Origin of the sequence: Arthrobacter sp. 'calajunan', assembly GCF_046940185.1 — a bacterium.
GTDB classification, from domain to species: Bacteria; Actinomycetota; Actinomycetes; order Actinomycetales; family Micrococcaceae; genus Glutamicibacter; species Glutamicibacter soli.
This window is the reverse complement of sequence record NZ_JBKZDY010000013.1, coordinates 41,222-60,895: the sequence shown is the minus strand read 5'-3', so window position 1 is coordinate 60,895 and position 19,674 is coordinate 41,222. Positions and strand designations below refer to the sequence as shown.

Genomic DNA, 19,674 nt, shown 5'->3' with positions numbered 1-19,674 from the left:
CCTTATTATTTTTATAACATAATGCCCCGCGGTCGAATATTTTGTCGGCCCCCGGGGTTTCTGGGGGGTACAGCGGTATTGTGGCTGCCCGCACCACTGGTGCGGGCAGCCCCTTTCTCAATCCCCGATTCGCTCCTGCCCCTGGGCTAGACCGAGGCCTTGGGGGAACGTCCGGCTGAGCCGGCGGGTTCGGCGTCCTGGTCGATGAGCGGGAGCCTGACCTCGAAGACGGTGTCCCCGGGGACCGAGCGCACCGAGATGCTGCCGCCATGGGCTTCCACGATGCTCTTGGCGATCGGCAGGCCCAGGCCGGTGGTGCCGTCCGAGCCGGAGCGGGCCTTGTCCGCGCGGGTGAAGCGCTCGAAGACCGTGGGCAGGAAATCCGCGTCGATGCCTTCGCCGGTGTCGTGCACCAGCAGCACCGCCTCGTTGCTGTCCGGGTCCTGGCGGACCGTGGCGGTCACGGTGTTGCCCGGGCTGGTGTGCTTGCGGGCGTTGGCCAGCAGGTTCGTGATCACCCGGCGCAGCGAGGAGGAGTCGGCGTAGACGAAGGTCTGCGGGTCCTGGCAGTCGAACTCCCAGATGTGGTCGTCCGCGGTGACCTTGAAGTCCTCGGTGATGTCGGCGGTGAGCAGCCCCAGATCCAGCTTGGTGCGGCGGAAGGCGTTCGCCTCGTCCAGCCGGGCCAGCAGCAGCAGGTTCTCCACCAGCGAGCCCATGCGGTGGCTCTGCTGCAACACCCGCTCCACCGAACGCTGCCCGTCGGGGGAGAAGTGCTCGGTCGCGGCGAGCAGCTCGGTGTAGCCGCGGATGGAGGACAGCGGGGTGCGCAGCTCGTGCGAGGCGTCGGCGACGAACTGGCGCATCTGCGCCTGCGACTTCTCGCGGGCGGTCAGCGCCGTGGAGACGTTGTCGATCATCGCGTTCAGGGCGTAGCCCACGTTGCCGACCTCGGTGCCCGGGGTCGCGTCCTCCTCGGCCACGCGCTGGGTCAGCTCGACCTTGCCCGAATCCAGGTCGGTGTCGGCCACCGAGGCCGCCACCCCCGCCACGCGCTTGAGCGGAGCCAGCGAGCGGCTGATCAGCCAGGAACCGGCCAGGCCCGCGCCGACGATCAGGATCATCGCGATGAACAGCGTCAGCCAGGCCATTTCGCGCAACGCCACGTCGGTGTCGGACAGCGGCAGGCCGACCACCAGCACGGTGTTGGTGCCGGCGTCCTGCACCGCGACCAGGTAGTAGTCGCCAACCGTCAGGTTTGCGCGGCGCGGGTGGAATGCTCCGGGGGTGTGCAGGTCGCTGACCGGCAGCTGCACCATCGGGATGGCGTCCTGCTGGCCCAGCTGCTTGAATTCACCGGTCTTCTTGTCCAGCACGCCGCCAACGAAGACCAGCCGGTCGAAGCGCGCGGTGAGCGTGCCGGCGGACTGGCCGGGGGCCTCGATCCGGCCGTTGCCGGCTTCCTGCGAGTAGTTCAGGGCGCGCTCGGTGGTCAGCTTGAGCTGGTCGCCGAGCTGGTCCATGAGCGTCTGGCGCATGCCGGCGTTGTAGAGCAGCCCGAGCAGCGCGGAGACTGCCGTGACCGACGTGAGAAGGATGATCATCAGCTTGCGCTGCAGCGCATGCGGAGAACTCACCTTCGGGGTGGTGGTGAACATGCTCATGCAGCGGGCTTCAAAACGTATCCCACGCCGCGCACGGTGTGAATCATCGGTTCGGCGTCGACGTCGATCTTCTTGCGCAGGTAGGAAATGTACAGTTCAACGATGTTCGCCTGGCCGTCGAAGTCGTAGTGCCAGACATTGTCAAGGATCTGCGACTTGGACACCACGCGGCGCGCGTTGTTCATCAGGTAGGAAAGCAGGTCGAACTCGGTGGCGGTCAGCTGGATCTCGCGTCCGGCGCGGGAGACGTCGTGGGAGTCGAGATTCAGCACCAGGTCGCCGACCACCAGCTCCGCGGTATCTGCGGTGGTGGCTCCGGAGCGCTCGACCAGGCGGTGCAGGCGGATCAGCACCTCCTCCAGGCTGAAGGGCTTGGCGACGTAGTCGTCGGCGCCGGCGCCCAGGCCTTCAATGCGGTCCTCGACTGCATCCTTGGCGGTCAGGAACAGCACCGGGACGTCGGGCAGGTGGGTACGGACCTTGCGCAGCACCTCGGGACCGTCGAAGCCCGGCAGCATCCAGTCCAAAACCAGGACGTCAGGGGAGAAGGAACGTGCGGTGGCGACGGCTTCGGGGCCGTCATGGGCCATGGTCGCTTCCCACCCGAGCATGCGGGTTCCCATGGCTACCAGTTCGGCGAGCGATGGCTCGTCGTCAACCACCAGTACCTTGATCGGCGTGCCGTCCGGATGGGTGAGACGTGGAAGCTGGGCGGGAGAGAATCGGGACTCGTTCATATTTAAGAGCATCCCCTATTGCCTTGGGCTGACTTTATGATTTACCTGTGCAGAAGCTATGTCCACATGACGATTTTATGCGAGATATTTGCAATCAGATAGTGCTTAATTTGGTCAAGGGTGCAGAACGGCGAATGTTTGAAGTGTGAACATCGAATGTCAATGAATGAATATTCAGACCTCTGCATGGGGTAGGCATACTGCGCATTGATCCAAAAAATCCTGAACATATTGAGTAGTTAAGCGCTTAGATTGCCATGTTTTGCCTAAAGTGGCGCACGTCACTTTTGGACACATCCGTCTCACATCGTGGACATGGGTGCTCATTGTTACTTGCAAGTTCCCAATGTTACGAGGAAACTAGAGGTGTGAGTAAGGCGCAGAGCAGTAAATGGAACCCCGGCGGGACATCGCCGCTGGCCTCCCTTTGCTGTTGTCGAATGCTCGGCGTCAGCGGCACCGCATCGAATTTCTGAGTTACTGGAATTCGGTTCACGGGCAGCCGTTGACGGGAAACCCAACTGCTGCTGGTGGACGAAGGCCGCTGGCAGCGCAAGCAAAACCCGAAGCATCAGCGCCAAATCACTTGGCCTTCGCACACATAGAGGAAAAGCAATATGTCGGCAGGATCCGGATACGTTCACGTTTCAATTCGCAATGCCCAGAACCGGGCAGCGGCGGCGCAGCGCGCGGCCGCAGGAAGCTATGCCCCGGCAGGCTATCGCCCGCTGCGCGCCGTTTCCAACGTGCATGAGACCCGCGAACCAATGCATCAGCCTGCCGCCGCACCTGTCCAGTCAGCAGGAGCCCAGAGCGCTGACACCTCGGCCCGCGGCTTCGTTCTGTATGTAGGCCTGGACGAAGCGGCAGCCCAGGCCCAGGGTACCTCGCTGGGCAAGCTGGCCACCCAGGTGCGCGCCTTCCTGGCAACCCTGTCGCCGCAGGCGCAGACCCACGCGGCCGTGGCACTGGCACCGACCAGCGCCCAGGGCGAGCCGATCGACGTCGTGCGCCAGGCGCTGGGCGATCCGACCCTCTCCCGCCGCCCGCGCGCCGAGGCGCGCCCGAGCACCCCGCGTCCGTCGGGCGTGCTGATCGACCTGTCGCGCCGCGAGGTCTACCTGGACGGCGAGACCCTGAACCTGACCTTCAAGGAATTCGAGCTGCTGAACTTCCTGGTGGAGAACGGCACCCGCACCGTGGGCCGCGAGGAGCTGCTGGAAAACCTGTGGCGCAATGCCGACGAGGTGCCCAACGAGCGCACCATCGACGTGCACATCCGCCGCCTGCGCTCGAAGCTGGGCCGTCTGGCGAACACTGTGCGCACCGTGCGCGGCCAGGGCTACCGTTTCTACGAGCACCCGGAGGTCGTTGTCTGGGCGGCGCCGGAATACTCCATCTAGTCTTCGGAGTCGGCGTCCCTGGGCGGGACGAACCGGCGGCGCGGCGGGCAAACCATTGGGTATGCCCGCCGCGCTTGTCTTAAGCTGGGGACTATGAATGCTGCCCAGACCCGCCGCCTGATCCTGATGCGCCATGCCAAGGCGGACTACCCGCTGGGCGTGCCCGACCACGAGCGCCCGCTGGCCTCGCGCGGGAACCGCGAAGCCCCCGCCGCCGGGGCCTGGCTCGTGGAGAACGACCTCATCCCGGACTACATCATCTGCTCCGACGCGCTGCGCACCCGGTCGACCTGCGCCTGGGTGCTCTCCGAGCTGGGGGAGAAGGGCCCGACCCCGTACATCGACTCGCGCATATATACCGCCTCGGTCTCCGCGCTGTGCTCGATCATCAACGAGGTGCCGGACACCGTGGGCACGCTGCTGGTCATCGGGCACCAGCCGGTGCTGCAGGAGCTGGCGCTGCGCCTGGCCTCGGCCGACTCCCACGAGGAAGCGGTCTACGAGCTGGCGATGAACTACCCGACCCTGGGCACCACGGTGCTGGAGACCGGCCACCCCTATTCGCATTTGGACGCGCGCGACGCGAAGGTCACCCACTTCGCCGTTCCGCGCCCATGAAGCCCGCGCAATCCGCGGGTCGGACGCCTGCGGCCCAAGATGAGAAAACCCTCACGGGATTCTCCTGACCATCTCATCGGATGTCCACGTTCGGTTAACCCTGTGCGACTTCACTGTAAATAGTCGAGCCGAACGGCCGGCCGCGGGGCGCAGGATCCCCGTGGAAAGCGAGCAAGGAGAACCCGCCATGGGTATTGCACCAATCATCGAAGAGCACCCAACCCCGTCGGCCGCGCCGTCGAGCGACCGCCAGGAGCTGGGCGCCCGCACCGTGGCCGCCATCCGCACCGCCTACACCACCCGCTTCGTCGGCGCGCAGCTGCAGCGCAACCCGGGCGACTTCCATCTTCTGGGCGGCGCCGCGCTGGCCCCTGCCGCCGGAGACGTGGTGGTGGCCCGCGTGACCGAGATCGGCCAGCACACCGCGCTGCAGTCGGCCGAGGGCCGCCGCCAGAAGCTGTTCATCGGCCAGCTGGTGCTGGTGGCCTACGGCGACCGCTACGCACCGGACCAGTTCCTGGCCCACGTGCCGCTGGACCTGGGCCCGTGCCAGCTGGTGGCCGGCGGCGGCGTGGCAAGCCGCGTGGAATCCATGCATGCTTCCATCGAGGCGGCTACCGAGCTGGAGCCGCTGGGCCTGCTGGCCCGCGACGGGCAGGTCGTGAACCTGGCCGACTTCGCCCCGCTGCAGGTGCACACCCCCTCGGCCGGCGCGAGCGCGCAGCCGGCCCGGACCGGCGTGCCGGTCATCGCGGTGCTGGGCACCTCGATGAACTCGGGCAAGTCCACCACCCTGGGCTGCCTGGTCAACGGGCTGACCAATGCCGGGCTGGATGTTGCAGCCGGCAAGGCCACCGGCACCGGGGCCGGCAACGACCCGAACCTCTTCAAGGACGCCGGCGCGGTGTCAGTGGCCGACTTCACCGACTTCGGCTACCCGACCACCTACATGGTGCGCTACGAGCAGGTCCGCGACCTGCTGGTGGCGATGATCCGCGAGCAGGCCGCCACCGGCGCCGACGTGGTCGTCATCGAGATCGCCGACGGATTGTTCCAGGGCGAGACCTCCCGCCTGCTGAACGACCCGGTCTTCTCCCGGCACGTGGACCGGGTGCTGTTCAGCGCCCAGGACGCGCTGGGCGCGCTGGCCGGCGAGCAGATCCTGCTCTCCGCCGGACTGGACCTGGCCGCGGTCTCCGGGCGCCTGACCGCCTCCCCGCTGGCCGCCGACGAGGCCCGCGCCAACCTGCGCACCCAGGTCATCGACACCTTCGAGCTGTGCGACCCGCAGGTCGCCACGGCGCTGCTGCCGCGCTCCTAGCCGCGGCGGCGAAGGCAAGCCATGCAGGAGAAGACGGACACCGGGATGGGCGCGCGGGCACGGCGCGGCAAGCTGCCGGCCCTGTGGGCCCCCGGGCGCCGGGCGGCGTTGTCGTGGCTGCTGGGCCTGGGGCTTGGCATGGGCGCGCTCACGGTGCTGCTGGCCTGGCTCACCGGGCAGCTGACCCGCGCCTTCACCGTTTCCGGGCTCTGGCTGGTGCTGGGCCTGGCGCTCGCGTTCGGGCTGGGCAAGTTCGCCGAGCGGGTACTGGCCGAGAAGCTGGGGCAGCACTACGTGGCGCAGCTGCGCGGCGGGCTGCTGAAGCAGTCGCTGACTGCCGACCGGGCCCCGGGGCTGGGCGTCACCGTCGCCCGCTCCACCAACGACCTCTCCTCGGTGCGCAACTGGGTGATCCAGGGCATCGTGCCGCTCATGGCGGGCATCCCGCTGCTGCTCTTCGCGCTGGCCGGGCTGTACCTCAGCGCGCCGCCGCTGGCGCTGGCGCTGCTCATCCCGCTGGGACTGGAACTGCTGCTGCTCGGGGTGCTGGCCCCGGGAGCCTACGGCGCGGCCCGGGTGCTGCGCCGGCGCCGCGGGGCGCTGGCCTCGCGGATCGCCGAAACCCTGGGCGCCGCCACCTCCGTGCGGGCCGCCGGGGGCGTGGGGCGCGAGGTGGGCCGGCTGCAGGACACCGCCGGTCGCATGGCAGCCGCCGCAGTGCACCGCGCGCGATTCGCCGGGGCGCTGCGCGCCAGCGCGCTGGCCGTGCCGCTGATGGGCAGCGTGCTGCTGGTGGGCCTTGCCTCCAGCGCCGGGCTGCCGGCCTCCGCGATCACCAGCGGACTGCTGCTGCTGGGCATCAGCAGCGCGGTGCTCGGGGAATTCGGGCGCATGGTCGAATACCGGCAGAACTACAAGGCCGCCCGGCGGATCCTGGCCCCGCTGCTGGCCCAGTTGGCCGCGCGCGGCACCGGCGCCGGGACCCGGCTGCCGGTGGGCGCGCCTGGCAACACCCCGGACGTGGTGCGCCTGCAGCCGGCCGCCGGCCCGGACGGGCGGGCCTGGCCCACGCTGCTGGCAGGTCCGGGCGAGCGCATCGAGGTGGGCGGCGGCCGGGCCGCGCAGCAGCTGCTGCACCGGCTGGCCACCACCGGGCTGGCCTCGGATCCCCAGCCCCACGGGGCCTGGGTGGGCGGACGGAACCTCGGGCTGGTCCCCGAACGCAGCCGGCGCCGGCTGCTGGGCGCCGCGCTGTCAGGGATGGTGCTCGAACGCGGGTCCATCGCCCGCGCGCTGCGCTACCGGCGCCCGCAGGGAAGCCTGGAGGAGGCGCTGCGGCTGGCGCAGCTGTTCGGGCTGGATGTCGACGAGCTGCCCGACGCGGAGGCGACCATGCTGCGCCGCGGCGGCGAACCGCTGGACGACGCGCAGCGCGCCGGGCTGCTGCTGGCCCGGGCGCTGCTGGAGAAGCCGGCGCTGCTGGTGCTCGACGGGCTGCCGGGGGCGCTGTTGCCGGGCGCGGCCCGCGAGGCGGGCAGGCTGCTGCAGGACTACCCGGGGGTGCTGCTCTACCGCGGGACGCTGCCCGGACTGCAGCCCACCCGCGGCTGGGAACCGCAGGCGCGCACCTAGCGAGCGTCCCGGGACATCGCGCGCAGCCCGTGCACCGTGGCCATCACCGCCAGTGTATTGGTGTCCAGATCCGGCGGCGCCTCGCCGTCGGACCGTTCGCGCGCGGTGAGCAATGCGGCGCCGAACATCGCGCGGGCGGAAGCGGCCAGCAGCGGCTCGGGCACCTGCACCGCGCGGCGCAGCGCCTCGGTGATCTGGTCGGTGATCCGGTGGCGGAACTCCTGCACCTGCTCGCCCCACGGGCTTTCGCCGCGCTGCTGCTCGCTGACCCACAGCTGGGCGTAGGAGGGGTACTCCTGCACGAAGCCGAACGCGGAGCGCACCATCGCCTCCAGCGCCGCCATCGGATCCTCCACCGCCGCGTCCCGGCCCAGCTGGTCCAGCAGCTTGCGCGCGCCGAACTCCAACAGCGCGCCGATCATCTTCTCCTTGGAGCCGAAGTTGTAGTAGACGGTGCCCTTGGAGACCCCTGCGGCGCGGGCGATCTCGTCGACCGACACCGCGTTGACCCCGCGCCGGCCCAGCAGCGCCATCGACGCGGCGAACAGCCGCTCCTTCGAATCGGTGGCGCGCACCCGCGGGCGGGCGCCGAACTGCCCTGTCATTCGCCCAGCTCCGGCTGCAGGGTCTTCAGCGTCCAGGTCTTGTGCAGGCGCACCGCCAGCAGGCTGCAGCCCAGACCCAGCAGCGTGTAGCCAACCAGCACGCCGCCGATGGCCGACAGCATGCCCAGATCCGCCCCGTACATCAGGTGGCGCATGCCCAGCACCACCGAGCTCATCGGCAGGATCTGGTGCAGCACGTGCAGCGGCTCGGGCAGCGTCTCCCAGGGGAAGGTGCCGCCGGCGGTGACCAGCTGCAGCACCATCAGCACCAGCACCACGAACTTGCCGGCGGTGCCCAGCAGGGCGTAGATGCCCTGGATCAGGGCGCTGAAGCACAGCGCCGCGAGCAGGAACAGGCCCCAGGTCAGCCACGGGTGGGCGGTGTTCAGGCCGAGCCCGAAGTGCACCACCGCGAACAGCAGGCTGGTCTGCAGCAGCGCCAGCCCGGCGAAGGGCAGCCAGCCGCCGATGGCGATCTTCCAGTTCACGCCGTTGGAGGCCAGCGCCCGGGTGGTGATCGGGCGGACCACCTGGGTCAGGATCAGCACGCCGATGAACGTCGCCAGGGTCATGAAGAACGGGGCCAGCCCCTCGCCGTAGGCGTGCGCCTCGGCCTGCTTCTGCTGGGTCACCGAGACCGGGTCGCCGATCACGTTCGCCAGCTTGTCGCTGGTCTTCGCATCCGGGTCGGGGACCTGTCCCACGCCGTCCGCCAGGCCGCTGGACAGCTCGCCCGAGCCGTCCTCCAGCTGGGTGGTGCCGTCCGAGAGTTCGCCGACGCCGTCGGAGAGCTGCACCAGCCCGGAGTGCAGCGCCCCGGAGCCGTCCACCAGCGCCCCGGCGCCGGAATCCAGCTCGCCGGCTCCCGAGGCCGCCTGGGTGGCGCCGTCCAGCGCGTCGTGCTGGCCGCCGGCCAGGGTAGAGGCCCCGGAGGCCAGGGTCTTGGCGCCGGACGCCAGGTCGGAGCCGCCGTCGGCGGCCGTGGAGATGCCCTCCACCAGGGAGGGGACCGCGGCGTTGAGCTTGCCGGTGCCCGCGGACAGGGTGCCCAGGCCCTTGGCGAGCTCGGCATTGCCGTCGGCCACCTGCTGGGAGCCGCCGGCCAGCGCGTCAAGGCTTGATTGCACGGCGCCCAGCTCGGCGCGGACCTTCGCCGCCTCGTCCTTCACCGCCTGGCTCGCGGTCGAGTCGTCCACGGCGCCGGCGAGGTCCTTGGCGATCTTCTCCGCCTGTTCTTCGCTCAGCGCGCCGGAGGCCACGAGTGCATCCAGGCGCTGGGACATCGCATCTTCCACCTGGCCCAGCCGGTCCTTCGCGTCGACCTGCAGCTGGTCGATCACCTCGATGGCCCCGTCCGCGGTGGCGGCGAGCTTGGCATTGCCGTCGGCGACCTGCTTGGAGCCGGCGGCCAGCTGGTCGGCGGCCTTCTTGGCGCTGTGCGCTCCGTCATCCAGCCGCTTTACCGAGTCAGGCAGCGCTGCGGTCTTGGACTCCAAGGTGTCCAGCCCGGCGGAGAGCTTGCCTGCGCCGGCGGAGAGTTCGGCGGCGCCGGAGGCGAGCGAGTCGGCCCCGTCGGCCAGCTTGCCCTGCCCGGCGACCAGCGAATCCAGCCCGGTGCTCAGCGAGCTGGTGCCGTCCTTGAGCGCGAGCGTGCCGTCGGCCAGCTGGGAGCTGCCGTCCACCAGCTTGGTGGTGCCGTCGGCCAGGGTGAGCACGCCGTCGCCCAGGGACAGGGTGCCCTCGTAGACCTGCTTGGCGCCGTCGGCGGCCTCGCCCATCGACTGGTGGATGTCCACGAAGCCGGCGATCATGGCGGAGGCGGTTTCGGTGCCGACCTCGTTGGCCACCGAGGTGCGCACCTCGCCGGCCAGGGTCTTGGCGAAGTTGCTGACCATGAAGTTGTTCGCGTCGTTGGTCAGCAGCTCGATGTCCGCCTGGGTGGCGTCCTTGAAGTCCCCCGGGGAGGTCAGCGCCGCGGAGAAGTCCTCGGGCAGGATCATCGCGAAGGCGTAGGTGCCGTCGGAGACCGCCTGCTCGGCCGCTTCGCGGGTGTCCAGCTGGGCCCAGCTGAAGGTGCCGTCCTCGTCCAGCGACTCGACCACGGTGTCGCCGACCTGCTTCTCCTTGCCGTCGACGGTGGCGCCCTCATCGAGGTTGACCACCGCGGCGGTGACATTGTCCAGGTTGGACTGCGGATCCCAGTTGGCGTAGAGGTAGAGCGCGCCGTACAGCAGCGGCACGCAGGTGATGGCGATGAGCGCGAGCTTGGGCAGCGTGCCGCGGGTCATGCGCTTGAGTTCGGAAAGCGCCAGACGCAGTGTCGTCATGGGTTAGTCCTTTGCTTGGCTGGGGTCGCTGGCCGGCCGCGGGGTCGGCGTGGGGGTGTCCTGTTCTTCCGGCGTTCCGGGTTCCGCGCTGGCCGATGGGTCTTGAACCGGTTCGGAAGGCTCGGGTTCGGCGGGCTCCGATTCGGCGGGCTCGTGCGGCGGTTCTGCGACGGCCGGCACCATGGCGGTGGCCGGCTCGATCGGCATAACCGGCTCGGCAGGCTCACCTGGTTCGCACGGTTCGACGTGCTCGTCCAGCCCGGTCCGGATCCGGTCATCGGAGTCCTCGGAGGTTTCTTCCGGCGCGGCGTCGGGGAGCGGTGCAGGTGCTTCATCCGATGCGAGGCCATCGGCCCATTCGGCCACCCCGAGGTAGGCCACCGGACCGGTCCAGCTGTCGGGGATCCGGGCCACCGTGGCGACCACGGCGAACTGGCGGTCCGACAGGGCAAAGCGCTCCAGGGCTTCGAGCCATGCCTCGTCCTCGCCCAGGTGCCGGTCGGGCGAATCCACGACCAGCAGCCTGGTCTGCGGATTCTCGGCGGCCAGCTGCGTGAGCATCTCGGTCATGCGCACTGGATCGACCGCGTCGACCCAGTCGCCGGCGATGTCGCCGTAGCCGTGCTCCGCCATCCACTTCTTGGGATTCGGCTTGCGCCACGGCGGCGAGGGGATCAGCGAGAGGTCCTCGCTGACCACGTCCCGGACCTTCAGGTGCGCCTCGGGATCGTTGATGTTCGGGGAATCGACCACCGCGCTGTGCTTGCGCAGGTGGGCCAGGCGCGAGCTGCTGCCCCAGGTCACCGTGCCGCCGCCGGGCTTCATCCGGCCTGAAAGCAGCAGGGCCAACGCGGTGCGCGCGCCCTGCGGTTCCCCGGCGACAAGCAGCATTTCCCCGGGCGCGACGCTCAGGGAAGTGGGCGGAACCAGTTCGCTATGGCGCCCCTGGAATGAAATCGAGTCTGCAACAAGCACGTTAACGAGACTAATTGAACTGACCGGTCAGTTCAATTAGTGGGAATATCTTTTGCATCACCTCTGGACGTAAAGCGCGTAATGCATTTGGATGATTCATGAGCTGTCACCGAGTGCGCCCGGGGGAATTCACGGCGAATTCAAGTTCGTCTGGTTTATTCGGTGCTGAGCTTACGGCGCGGTCACCTGTCCGCGCTCACGACACCGACGTTGGGAATCACATGCGCAAACGCACCAGCATGGCTCTTGCGGCCGCTGTTCTGGGCGCCAGCCTCGCGGCTGGCGGAATCGTGCCGGCCACGGCCGACGACTCCGGAATCACCTCGATCGAGGAAATCCAGGGAACCACCGACGCTTCTCCCTTCGCGGGGCAAAAGGTGACGGTCCAGGGTGTAGTCACCGGGGCCTATGCCGAAGGCGGCATCCGCGGCTTCTACCTGCAGACCGCGGGCAGCGGCGCGGAGATCTCGCCGCTGGGCAGCTCCGGCATCTTCATCTACGCGCCGCGGCAGGTTTCCTCGCTCGCCGTGGGCGACCACGTGGAAGTCGCGGGCACCGTGTCCGAATACTTCGGTCTGACCCAGATCAGCGCCTCCGGCGTGCAGCAGCTGGACGAACCGGCCGAAGCGGTCAAGCCGCTGGCGATCGCGCTGCCGGCCTCGGATGCCGCCCGCGAGCGCTTCGAATCCATGGTGGTCGACCCGCAGGGTCGGTTCACTGTCTCGGACAACTACTCGCTGAACCAGTTCGGCGAGGTCACCCTCGCGCAGGGAACCAGCAGCATCGTGCCCGGAGAGCGCACGCTGCGCCAGCCCACCGACGTCTTCGCCCCGGGCAGCGCCCAGGCCCTGCAGCTGGCCGCCGAGAACGAGCAGCGGGCCATCGTGCTGGACGACGGCGCGACGCTGAACTTCTCAAGCGCCTCCAACACCTCGGTGCCGCTGCCGTACCTCGATGCGCAGCGCCGGGTCACCGTGGGAGCGGCTGCGACCTTCACCGATCCGGTGATCATGGACTACCGCTACGACCTGTGGAGGCTGCAGCCGACCGGACAGGTGACCGGTGCGCAGGATGCTGACATCCCGGTCAGCTTCGAGCAGATCGACAGCGGCGAGCCGGAGGACGTCGGGGGCAATGTGAGCGTCGGCAGCTTCAACGTGCTCAACTACTTCACGACTACCGGCGACAGCCTCGAGGGCTGCACCTACTACAACGACCGCCAGGGTGTTCCGGTGACGGTGCGCGGGGGCTGCGACGCCCGCGGCGCGGCCACGGAGGCAAGTCTGGAGCGGCAGCAGTCCAAGATCGTGGCGGCGCTGAACAAGTTCGACGCCGACGTCGTGGTGCTTGAGGAGATCGAGAACTCGGCGCGCTTCGGCCAGGACCGCGACGCCGCGCTGGCGCACCTGGTTGGCGAGTTGAATGCCGCGGCCGGGGAGAACCGCTGGAGCTACGTGCCGAGCCCCGGCGCGGTTCGGGCCGACGAGGACGTGATTCGCACGGCGATGATCTACCAGCGCGATGCGGTGAAGCTGATCGGCAAGTCCACGATCCTCCAGGACCCCGCCTTCGACAACGCCCGCGACCCGATGGCCCAGGCCTTCCAGCGTGTGGGCGGCAACCAGAAGACCCGCTTCCTGGTGGTTGCCAACCACTTCAAGTCCAAGGGATCCGATCCCAAGGACGGGTCGGCCAACGCCGACAAGGGCGACGGCCAGGGCGCGTGGAACGCCGCGCGCGTCGAGCAGGCCACCGCGCTGGTCGAGTTCGCCGATTCGCTGAAGAAGACCTCGAACACCGACCAGATCCTGCTGGCCGGTGACTTCAACTCCTACTCGGCCGAGGATCCGATCAAGGTGCTGGCCGATGCCGGGTACGTCGACCTGGGCGCCAAGGCCGATTCGCGCAGCTACCTGTTTGCCGGGCTGACCGGTTCGCTAGACCACGTCTTCGCCTCGAAGCCGTTGGCGCGGAAGGTGGCAGGACAGGACATCTGGAACATCAACGCGACCGAATCCATCGGCTACGAGTACAGCCGCTACAACTACAACGTGACCCAGCTGGTCACCAGAGACCAGTACCGCTCCTCTGACCACGATCCGGTGCTGGTGGGCCTGCAGCTGGACAAGAAATAGCGGCGCCAGGCTAATAGCTGCCGGGCCCGGTCGCCTGCGCGCAGATTGCGTGCACGCGACCGGGCCGCTTGCGTCGACGCCCCGACGGCAGGGAAATTGGGGGTTGACACTTCGTGGATCCCCGGGCAATCTTAGTGGAGATGATTTGTGAGAGCGCTCACACGGTTGATGCGCGAGTGCTGTTGCGACTCATGCTGCATCGGAAACTCTGCGGAGTTTTATTTTTTCCTCAATTTTGAGAGCGCTCTCACGACATCTCGGGACGCTCGAAATTTCACTCGCAAGCTCAGCACTCTGAACGGAGTCACCGTGGACATCACACGCACATCCCGCATCGCCAAAGCGGCCGCCGTCGCCGGAAGCCTGGCCCTGCTGGCCACAGGTTGCGGCGGCAACAACAACGCGACCAGTGAACAGCCGGCATCCCCAGACAACCCGATCACCCTGACAGTGACCACCTTCGGCACCATGGGGCTGGATGACCTGTATACGAAGTACGAATCAGAGAATCCGGGAGTCAAGATCCAGGCGACGAACATTGATACCGGCGGCAACGCGCTGACCGACTGGAAAACCAAGCAGGCGGCAGGTGCGGGCCTTCCCGACGTGCAGGCCGTCGAGGAGGGGTGGCTTGGCCAGGTCATGACCGTCTCCGACTCGTTCACCGACCTGCGCGACTACGGCGCGGGTGACATTGCCGGCCAATGGGTCGACTGGAAGGTCCAGCAGGCCACCGACGACGAAGGCCGAATCATCGGCTACGGCACCGACATCGGGCCGATGGGGCTGTGCTACAACGCGGACCTCTTCAAGGAAGCGGGCCTGCCCAGCGAGCGCGATGCGGTGGCCGAACTCTTCGGTGGCGACAACGCCACCTGGGAGCAGTTCGTCGACGTTGGCAAGGACTACGTGAAGGCCTCGGACAAGGCCTTCTACGACCAATCCGGCTTCGTATGGAATTCCATGGTCAACCAGCTCGACGAGGGCTACTACAAGGCCGACGGAACCTTGAACATCGAGGGCAACACGCAGCTGCGCGAGCGCTGGGACCTGCTGGCCGATGCGGCCTCCAACGGACTGTCTTCCGGGCAGACCCAGTGGGACTGGGGCAAGGGACAGGCATTCGTCGACGGTTCCTTCGCCACCATGCCGTGTCCGGGATGGATGCTCGGAGTCGTCAAGGGGCAGATCGAGGGCGCCGGCGGCGATTCGACCGGCGGTTGGGACTTTGCCGACGTCTTCCCCGGCGGCCCTGCGAACTGGGGCGGAACCTTCCTGACCGTGCCTGCGACCTCGCAGCATCCGGCCGAGGCGGCGAAGCTGGCCCAGTGGCTGACCAGCGCGGATTCCCAAGCCGCCGCCTTCGAGGTGGCCGGAACCTTCCCGAGCAGCCTCGACGCGCAGCAGTCCGAAGCGGTGACCGGAGCCAATGACCTGACCAAGTTCTTCAACGACGCGCCGATCGGGAAGATCCTGGCCAACCGCGCCGAGGGAGTCAAGGCCCAGTTCAAGGGGCCGAACGACTCGGTCATCCAGGAGCAGGTCTTCGGCCCGGCCACCATCGCGCTGGATTCCGGAACGGATGGACAGAAAGCGTGGAACGACGCGCTGGCAACCTTGAAGGACCTGGACATCAAGTAGCGGCCGACGCAATCGGTACCCGGGTCTGCCGACCCGGGTACCGAGGAAGAAGCGAACAATTTTCATGAGCACCATGACCAACAAGCCTCCCGGAGCCAGCACCGGGCCTGCCGGGCGCAAAGCTCGGCCGTCAGCACCCACACCCGAGAAGCTCCGGGAGGACCAGCTGACCGGGAAACAGCGGCACCGCCACTTCTTCAGCCGGCTGGACTACAAGTACTCGCCGTACCTCTACGTTGCACCGTTCTTCATCCTCTTCGCACTCGTCGGGCTCTTCCCGCTGGTCTACACCTTCGTGGTCTCCATCAACGACTGGGATCTGCTGGGCGGAGCGGGGGAGTGGGTGGGGCTGGAAAACTATACCGCGGAGTTGTCCTCGCCGCTGTTCTGGAACTCCCTGTTTAATACGTTCAGCATCTTCCTGCTCTCGGCCATCCCGCAGCTGGCGATCGCGACGTTCATCGCCGCGATGCTGGACCAGAACCTCCGAGCCAAGACCTTCTGGCGCATGAGCGTGCTGGTGCCATATGTGGTGACCCCGGTCGCCGTCACGCTGATCTTCTCCAACGCCTTCGACGAAAAATACGGCTTGATCAACAACCTGCTCCAGGTTTTCAACGTGGATCCAGTGGCTTGGAAGACCTCCGTGTTCCCATCCCACCTGGCCATAGCCACGATGGTGAACTGGCGCTGGACCGGATACAACGCGCTGATCCTGCTGGCCGCCATGCAGGCGGTTCCGCGCGAGCTGCACGAGTCGGCCGCGCTCGACGGCGCGGGCAAGCTGCGCAGGTTTTTCTCCATCACGCTGCCTAGCATCCGGCCGACCATGATCTTCGTGATCATCACGGCCACCATCGGCGGAATGCAGATCTTCACCGAGCCGAAGCTTTTCAACGCCAGCAGCTCGGTCCCCGGCGGACCCGACCGCCAATACCAGACAACCGTGCTGTATCTGTGGGATCTGGCGTTCAATCGCGGGGACTTCGGCCGGGCTTCGGCCGTGGCCTGGATGCTGTTCCTGATCATCATCCTCATCGGAGTCATCAACTTCCTGTTGTCCAGGAAGATCGCTTCCTCCGGCGAGAAGCGCGCCGGCCGCCGGCCAGCGCGTCGCGGCCGGAGAGCCGGCAAAACCGCCATACCGGCCAGCGGACAGGACATGGCAGAGGCCAGGAGGAGAAACCATGGTTACCCAGACCCTTAATAGGGCAGCCCCGCTGCCGCGACGCAAGCGGTCCCATAGCTTCACAACCGAAAGCCGGCCGGGATTCCTGGTCTACGGCATCCTGCTCGCGTTCTTCTTGGGCAGCACCTACCCGCTGTGGTATTCGATGGTCATCGGATCCTCGGATTCTGGGGTCTTCGCTTCGGCCAGGCCTCCGCTGCTGCCGGGCGGACACTTCTGGAGCAACGTGGCCGAGGTGTTCAACACCGTCGACTTCTGGGCGGCCCTGGGCAACAGCCTGGTGGTGTCCTCCGTGATCACGCTGTCGGTCGTGTCCTTCTCCACGCTGGCCGGGTACGCCTTCGCCAAGCTTCGTTTCCGCGGCCGCGAGGGCCTGCTGGTTTTCGTGATCGCGACCCTAGCGGTGCCCACCCAGCTGGGCATCATCCCGCTGTTCATGATGATGAAGGAATTCGGCTGGACCGGTTCGCTGGGAGCCATCATGATCCCGACCCTCGTCACAGCGTTCGGGGTGTTCTTCATGCGCCAGTATCTGGTGGACAACATCCCCGATGAACTGATCGAGGCCGCCCGCGTGGACGGCGCCAGCATGATCGGCACGTTCTGGCATGTGGGGGTTCCCGCCGCCCGCCCGGCCATGGCGATCCTGTCGCTATTCACCTTCATGACCGCATGGACCGACTACCTGTGGCCCATGCTGGTGGCCCCGCAGACCCCCACGCTGCAGGTGGCATTGAGCCAGCTGCAATCCGCCCGCTACGTCGACTACACCATTGTGATGGCCGGTGCGCTGATGGCCACCATTCCGCTGCTGGTGCTGTTCGTCGTGGCCGGCAAGCAACTCGTTTCCGGAATCATGACAGGAGCTGTCAAAGGCTAATGACTCGACATCTATCCCAATCATTCGCGTGGCCCGAGCACTTCATCTGGGGTTCGGCCACGGCGGCGGCACAGATCGAAGGCGCAGCGCATTCCCACGGAAAAGAGGATTCCATCTGGGACGCGTTCGCCCGCACTCCCGGGGCCATCGCTGGCGGGGACGACCTGCAGGTCGCGGTGGACCACTACCATCGCTACAGCGAAGACGTGGCCCTGATGCGCGAGCTGCATCTGGACTCCTATCGGTTCTCCACCAGCTGGGCCCGGATCGTGCCCGGAGGGCGGGCCGTCAACCAGCAGGGGCTGGACTTCTACTCGCGGCTGGTCGACGAGCTGCTGGAGCACGGCATCCTGCCCTGGCTGACGCTGTACCACTGGGACCTGCCGCAGGCACTGGAGGAACTCGGCGGCTGGGCCAACCGGGATACCGCGTTCCGATTCCTGGAGTATGCCGAGGTGGTCCATGCGAAGCTGGGGGACCGGGTCACCCACTGGACGACATTCAACGAGCCCTTGTGCTCATCGCTGATCGGCTACGCCGCTGGCGAGCACGCGCCGGGACGGCGGGAACCTGCCGCCGCGCTGGCCGCCGTGCACCACCAGCATCTGGCGCACGGGCTGGCCACTGCCCGGCTGCGCGAGCTGGGAGCAGAACACCTGGGCATCACCTTGAACCTGACCAACGCGGTGCCCGATGACCCCGCCGACCCGGTGGACCTTGAAGCCGCGCGCCGAATCGACGCCCTGTGGAACCGCATGTACCTGGACCCGATCTTGCGCGGCGGATACCCGGCAGACCTGTTGGAGGACGTCGGCGACCTCGGACTGAATGCGGTGATCAAGGACGCGGATGCGATGCTCATCGCGCAGCCCATCGATTTCCTCGGCGTCAACCACTACCATGACGACAATGTGTCCGGGCATCCGCTGGCCGCTGGCGAACCGGCGGCCCTGGTACCCACGGATTCGCCGAAATCCTCGCCGTTCGTCGGCAGCGAGCACGTCACCTTCCCCACCCGCCACCTTCCGCGCACGGCCATGGGCTGGGAGGTGAACCCGCAAGGGCTGCGCGTGCTGCTCAACCGGCTGCGGGACGACTATCCGAACTTGCCGCCGCTGTACATCACCGAAAACGGGGCGGCGTATGAGGACGCGGTCACCGCACAGGGCACGGTGGAGGACCCGGAGCGGGAGGAATACATTTTCAGCCATCTGGACGCGGTGGCCGGGGCCCTCTCCGACGGGGTGGACGTGCGGGGCTACTTTCTCTGGTCGCTGCTGGACAACTTCGAGTGGGCCTGGGGCTACAACAAGAGGTTTGGAATCATCCACGTGGACTACCGGACGCAGCAACGCACCATCAAGAACAGCGGCCGGGCCTACGCCAGGCTCATCGCCGCCAACCGTACAATGGCATGACGCCCGGACCCGGGGTGCGGCGATCAAACCGCGCCCCGGATCCCCAGCGTCCAGGATCGGCGAAAGCCCTTGAAGTAAAGAGAACAAGCATGTCCGAAGCACGCAAGCAGCAACCGACGCTGGAACTCGTTGCAGAGCGCGCCGGGGTCTCCCGCGCCACGGTGTCCCGCGTCGTCAATGGTTCGGAGAAGGTCAAACCGGAAGCGATGCGCGCGGTGGAACAGGCGATCCGAGAGCTGAACTACGTGCCCAACCGGGCGGCCCGCTCGCTGGCCCAAGGAAGAACCAATGCGATCGCGCTGGTGGTTCCGGAAAACACCGCAAAATTCTTCGCCGATCCGTATTTCGCAAAGGTGGTCCAGGGCGCCGCCCAGTATCTGGCTGATACCGAGTTCATGCTCTCGCTGCTGCTGTCCACCGAATCCGATCCCGGGAAAACCACACGCTATCTGCGCGGCGGCAATGTGGACGGCGCCCTGGTGCTGTCCCACCACTCCGCCGACCGTTCCTACGCGGATCTCGGCGGGCAGCTCCCGCTGGTGTTCGGCGGCCGAACCATGAGCACCGACCAGAACGAAATCTACGTGGTCGACATCGACAATATCGCCGCGGCGAAGCAGGCCACCAACGTGATCATCGATCGCGGACGCCGGCACATCGCCACCATAGCCGGACCGCAGGATATGGGAGCGAGCCTCGACCGCCTGACCGGGTTCACCCAAGCGCTGGCCGAGTCGGGACTCGAACCAGCGGCGGTGCTGGAAGGCGATTTCACCCCCGATAGCGGACACCACCTGATGAGCCAGCTGATCGAATCGGGTGCAGACATCGACGGGTTGTTCGTGGCCAGCGCCCAAATGGCTTTCGGCGCGCTGCAGGCGATGGCGGGCGCCGGGCTCAATATTCCGCAGGATGTCTCCGTGACCACGGTCGACGACGACGCTTTCGCACGCAACGCCGTCCCGCCGCTGACCACGATTGCCCAGCATCCGGAGCGCCAAGGGGCGGTCATGGCCGAGATACTGATCAAACGGATCAATGGCGAAAGTGTGCCCGAATGGAGCATCATGGACACCGAATTGATCCTGCGCGCTTCGCACTAGCACTCTCCAGGATGTCCTGCGTTCCG

15 protein-coding genes are annotated in these 19,674 nt (G+C 67.2%); 10 read left to right on the top strand and 5 right to left on the bottom strand.

What is annotated here, in order from left to right; genetic code table 11:
• Window positions 1–146: 146 nt before the first annotated feature.
• Together RF641_RS16050 and RF641_RS16045 are read right to left on the bottom strand one after the other, a co-directional pair.
• Window positions 147–1,664 carry a sensor histidine kinase gene (locus RF641_RS16050; protein WP_113607685.1) on the bottom strand — a complete coding sequence of 506 codons (1,518 nt, stop codon included), beginning with the start codon at window positions 1,662–1,664 and terminating at the stop codon, window positions 147–149.
• The gene (locus RF641_RS16045; protein ID WP_424573600.1) at window positions 1,661–2,401 is read right to left on the bottom strand and encodes a response regulator transcription factor; all 741 of its coding nucleotides are present in this window, start codon (window positions 2,399–2,401) and stop codon (window positions 1,661–1,663) included. Before RF641_RS16045 ends, RF641_RS16050 begins: the two co-directional genes overlap by 4 nt.
• A gap of 617 nt (window positions 2,402–3,018) precedes the next feature.
• Here RF641_RS16045 and RF641_RS16040 point away from each other — a divergent pair.
• The 4 genes from RF641_RS16040 to RF641_RS16025 all read left to right on the top strand — a co-directional run bounded on the left by RF641_RS16040 (window position 3,019) and on the right by RF641_RS16025 (window position 7,375).
• Window positions 3,019–3,804: a winged helix-turn-helix domain-containing protein gene (locus RF641_RS16040; RefSeq protein ID WP_047117976.1), complete on the top strand. Its 786-nt coding sequence runs from the start codon at window positions 3,019–3,021 to the stop codon at window positions 3,802–3,804.
• A 93-nt stretch (window positions 3,805–3,897) separates the two neighbouring features.
• On the top strand, window positions 3,898–4,422 hold the full coding sequence (locus RF641_RS16035) for a SixA phosphatase family protein (RefSeq protein WP_424573599.1): 525 nt from the start codon (window positions 3,898–3,900) through the stop codon (window positions 4,420–4,422).
• Between the two features lie 187 nt (window positions 4,423–4,609).
• Complete coding sequence (locus tag RF641_RS16030) at window positions 4,610–5,743, top strand: DUF1611 domain-containing protein (RefSeq protein ID WP_244910912.1); 1,134 nt, start codon at window positions 4,610–4,612, stop codon at window positions 5,741–5,743.
• A gap of 21 nt (window positions 5,744–5,764) precedes the next feature.
• The gene (locus RF641_RS16025) at window positions 5,765–7,375 is read left to right on the top strand and encodes an ABC transporter ATP-binding protein (protein WP_424573598.1); all 1,611 of its coding nucleotides are present in this window, start codon (window positions 5,765–5,767) and stop codon (window positions 7,373–7,375) included.
• Here the strand turns inward: RF641_RS16025 and RF641_RS16020 are convergent.
• From RF641_RS16020 to RF641_RS16010, 3 genes are read right to left on the bottom strand one after another with little or no spacing between them, the layout of a single operon-like run.
• Entirely contained in the window at window positions 7,372–7,980 is a 609-nt protein-coding gene (locus tag RF641_RS16020) for a TetR/AcrR family transcriptional regulator (protein ID WP_113607687.1), read from the bottom strand. The two genes, RF641_RS16025 and RF641_RS16020, sit on opposite strands and share 4 nt — an antisense overlap.
• Window positions 7,977–10,307, bottom strand: a complete 2,331-nt coding sequence (locus RF641_RS16015; protein WP_424573597.1) for a YhgE/Pip family protein — start codon at window positions 10,305–10,307, stop codon at window positions 7,977–7,979. The genes RF641_RS16020 and RF641_RS16015 overlap by 4 nt, the downstream gene beginning before the upstream one ends.
• A 3-nt stretch (window positions 10,308–10,310) precedes the next feature.
• Entirely contained in the window at window positions 10,311–11,282 is a 972-nt protein-coding gene (locus tag RF641_RS16010; RefSeq protein WP_424573596.1) for an ABC transporter ATP-binding protein, read from the bottom strand.
• A gap of 221 nt (window positions 11,283–11,503) precedes the next feature.
• Between RF641_RS16010 and RF641_RS16005 the strand changes: the two genes are divergently transcribed.
• From RF641_RS16005 to RF641_RS15980, 6 genes are all read left to right on the top strand, one after another.
• On the top strand, window positions 11,504–13,417 hold the full coding sequence (locus RF641_RS16005; RefSeq protein WP_424573595.1) for an ExeM/NucH family extracellular endonuclease: 1,914 nt from the start codon (window positions 11,504–11,506) through the stop codon (window positions 13,415–13,417).
• 309 nt (window positions 13,418–13,726) lie between these two features.
• Window positions 13,727–15,058, top strand: coding sequence for an ABC transporter substrate-binding protein (locus tag RF641_RS16000; RefSeq protein ID WP_113607690.1), 1,332 nt, complete (start codon window positions 13,727–13,729; stop codon window positions 15,056–15,058).
• Window positions 15,059–15,122: 64 nt separating this feature from the next.
• Window positions 15,123–16,265, top strand: coding sequence for a carbohydrate ABC transporter permease (locus tag RF641_RS15995; RefSeq protein ID WP_424573594.1), 1,143 nt, complete (start codon window positions 15,123–15,125; stop codon window positions 16,263–16,265).
• A complete protein-coding gene (locus tag RF641_RS15990; RefSeq protein WP_424573593.1) occupies window positions 16,246–17,127 on the top strand; it encodes a carbohydrate ABC transporter permease in 882 nt (293 codons plus the stop codon). The genes RF641_RS15995 and RF641_RS15990 overlap by 20 nt, the downstream gene beginning before the upstream one ends.
• On the top strand, window positions 17,127–18,545 hold the full coding sequence (locus RF641_RS15985) for a GH1 family beta-glucosidase (protein WP_053797352.1): 1,419 nt from the start codon (window positions 17,127–17,129) through the stop codon (window positions 18,543–18,545). The genes RF641_RS15990 and RF641_RS15985 overlap by 1 nt, the downstream gene beginning before the upstream one ends.
• An 89-nt stretch (window positions 18,546–18,634) precedes the next feature.
• Window positions 18,635–19,648: a LacI family DNA-binding transcriptional regulator gene (locus tag RF641_RS15980; RefSeq protein WP_424573592.1), complete on the top strand. Its 1,014-nt coding sequence runs from the start codon at window positions 18,635–18,637 to the stop codon at window positions 19,646–19,648.
• Window positions 19,649–19,674: the final 26 nt, after the last annotated feature.

Coding starts and splice junctions, on each gene's coding strand:
- RF641_RS15980 (WP_424573592.1), top strand. CDS start 18,635: ATGTCCGAAGCACGCAAGCAGCAACCGACGCTGGAACTCGTTGCAGAG.
- RF641_RS16015 (WP_424573597.1), bottom strand. CDS start 10,307: ATGACGACACTGCGTCTGGCGCTTTCCGAACTCAAGCGCATGACCCGC.
- RF641_RS15985 (WP_053797352.1), top strand. CDS start 17,127: ATGACTCGACATCTATCCCAATCATTCGCGTGGCCCGAGCACTTCATC.
- RF641_RS16020 (WP_113607687.1), bottom strand. CDS start 7,980: ATGACAGGGCAGTTCGGCGCCCGCCCGCGGGTGCGCGCCACCGATTCG.
- RF641_RS15995 (WP_424573594.1), top strand. CDS start 15,123: ATGAGCACCATGACCAACAAGCCTCCCGGAGCCAGCACCGGGCCTGCC.
- RF641_RS16050 (WP_113607685.1), bottom strand. CDS start 1,664: ATGAGCATGTTCACCACCACCCCGAAGGTGAGTTCTCCGCATGCGCTG.
- RF641_RS16045 (WP_424573600.1), bottom strand. CDS start 2,401: ATGAACGAGTCCCGATTCTCTCCCGCCCAGCTTCCACGTCTCACCCAT.
- RF641_RS16030 (WP_244910912.1), top strand. CDS start 4,610: ATGGGTATTGCACCAATCATCGAAGAGCACCCAACCCCGTCGGCCGCG.
- RF641_RS16035 (WP_424573599.1), top strand. CDS start 3,898: ATGAATGCTGCCCAGACCCGCCGCCTGATCCTGATGCGCCATGCCAAG.
- RF641_RS16005 (WP_424573595.1), top strand. CDS start 11,504: ATGCGCAAACGCACCAGCATGGCTCTTGCGGCCGCTGTTCTGGGCGCC.
- RF641_RS15990 (WP_424573593.1), top strand. CDS start 16,246: ATGGTTACCCAGACCCTTAATAGGGCAGCCCCGCTGCCGCGACGCAAG.
- RF641_RS16025 (WP_424573598.1), top strand. CDS start 5,765: ATGCAGGAGAAGACGGACACCGGGATGGGCGCGCGGGCACGGCGCGGC.
- RF641_RS16040 (WP_047117976.1), top strand. CDS start 3,019: ATGTCGGCAGGATCCGGATACGTTCACGTTTCAATTCGCAATGCCCAG.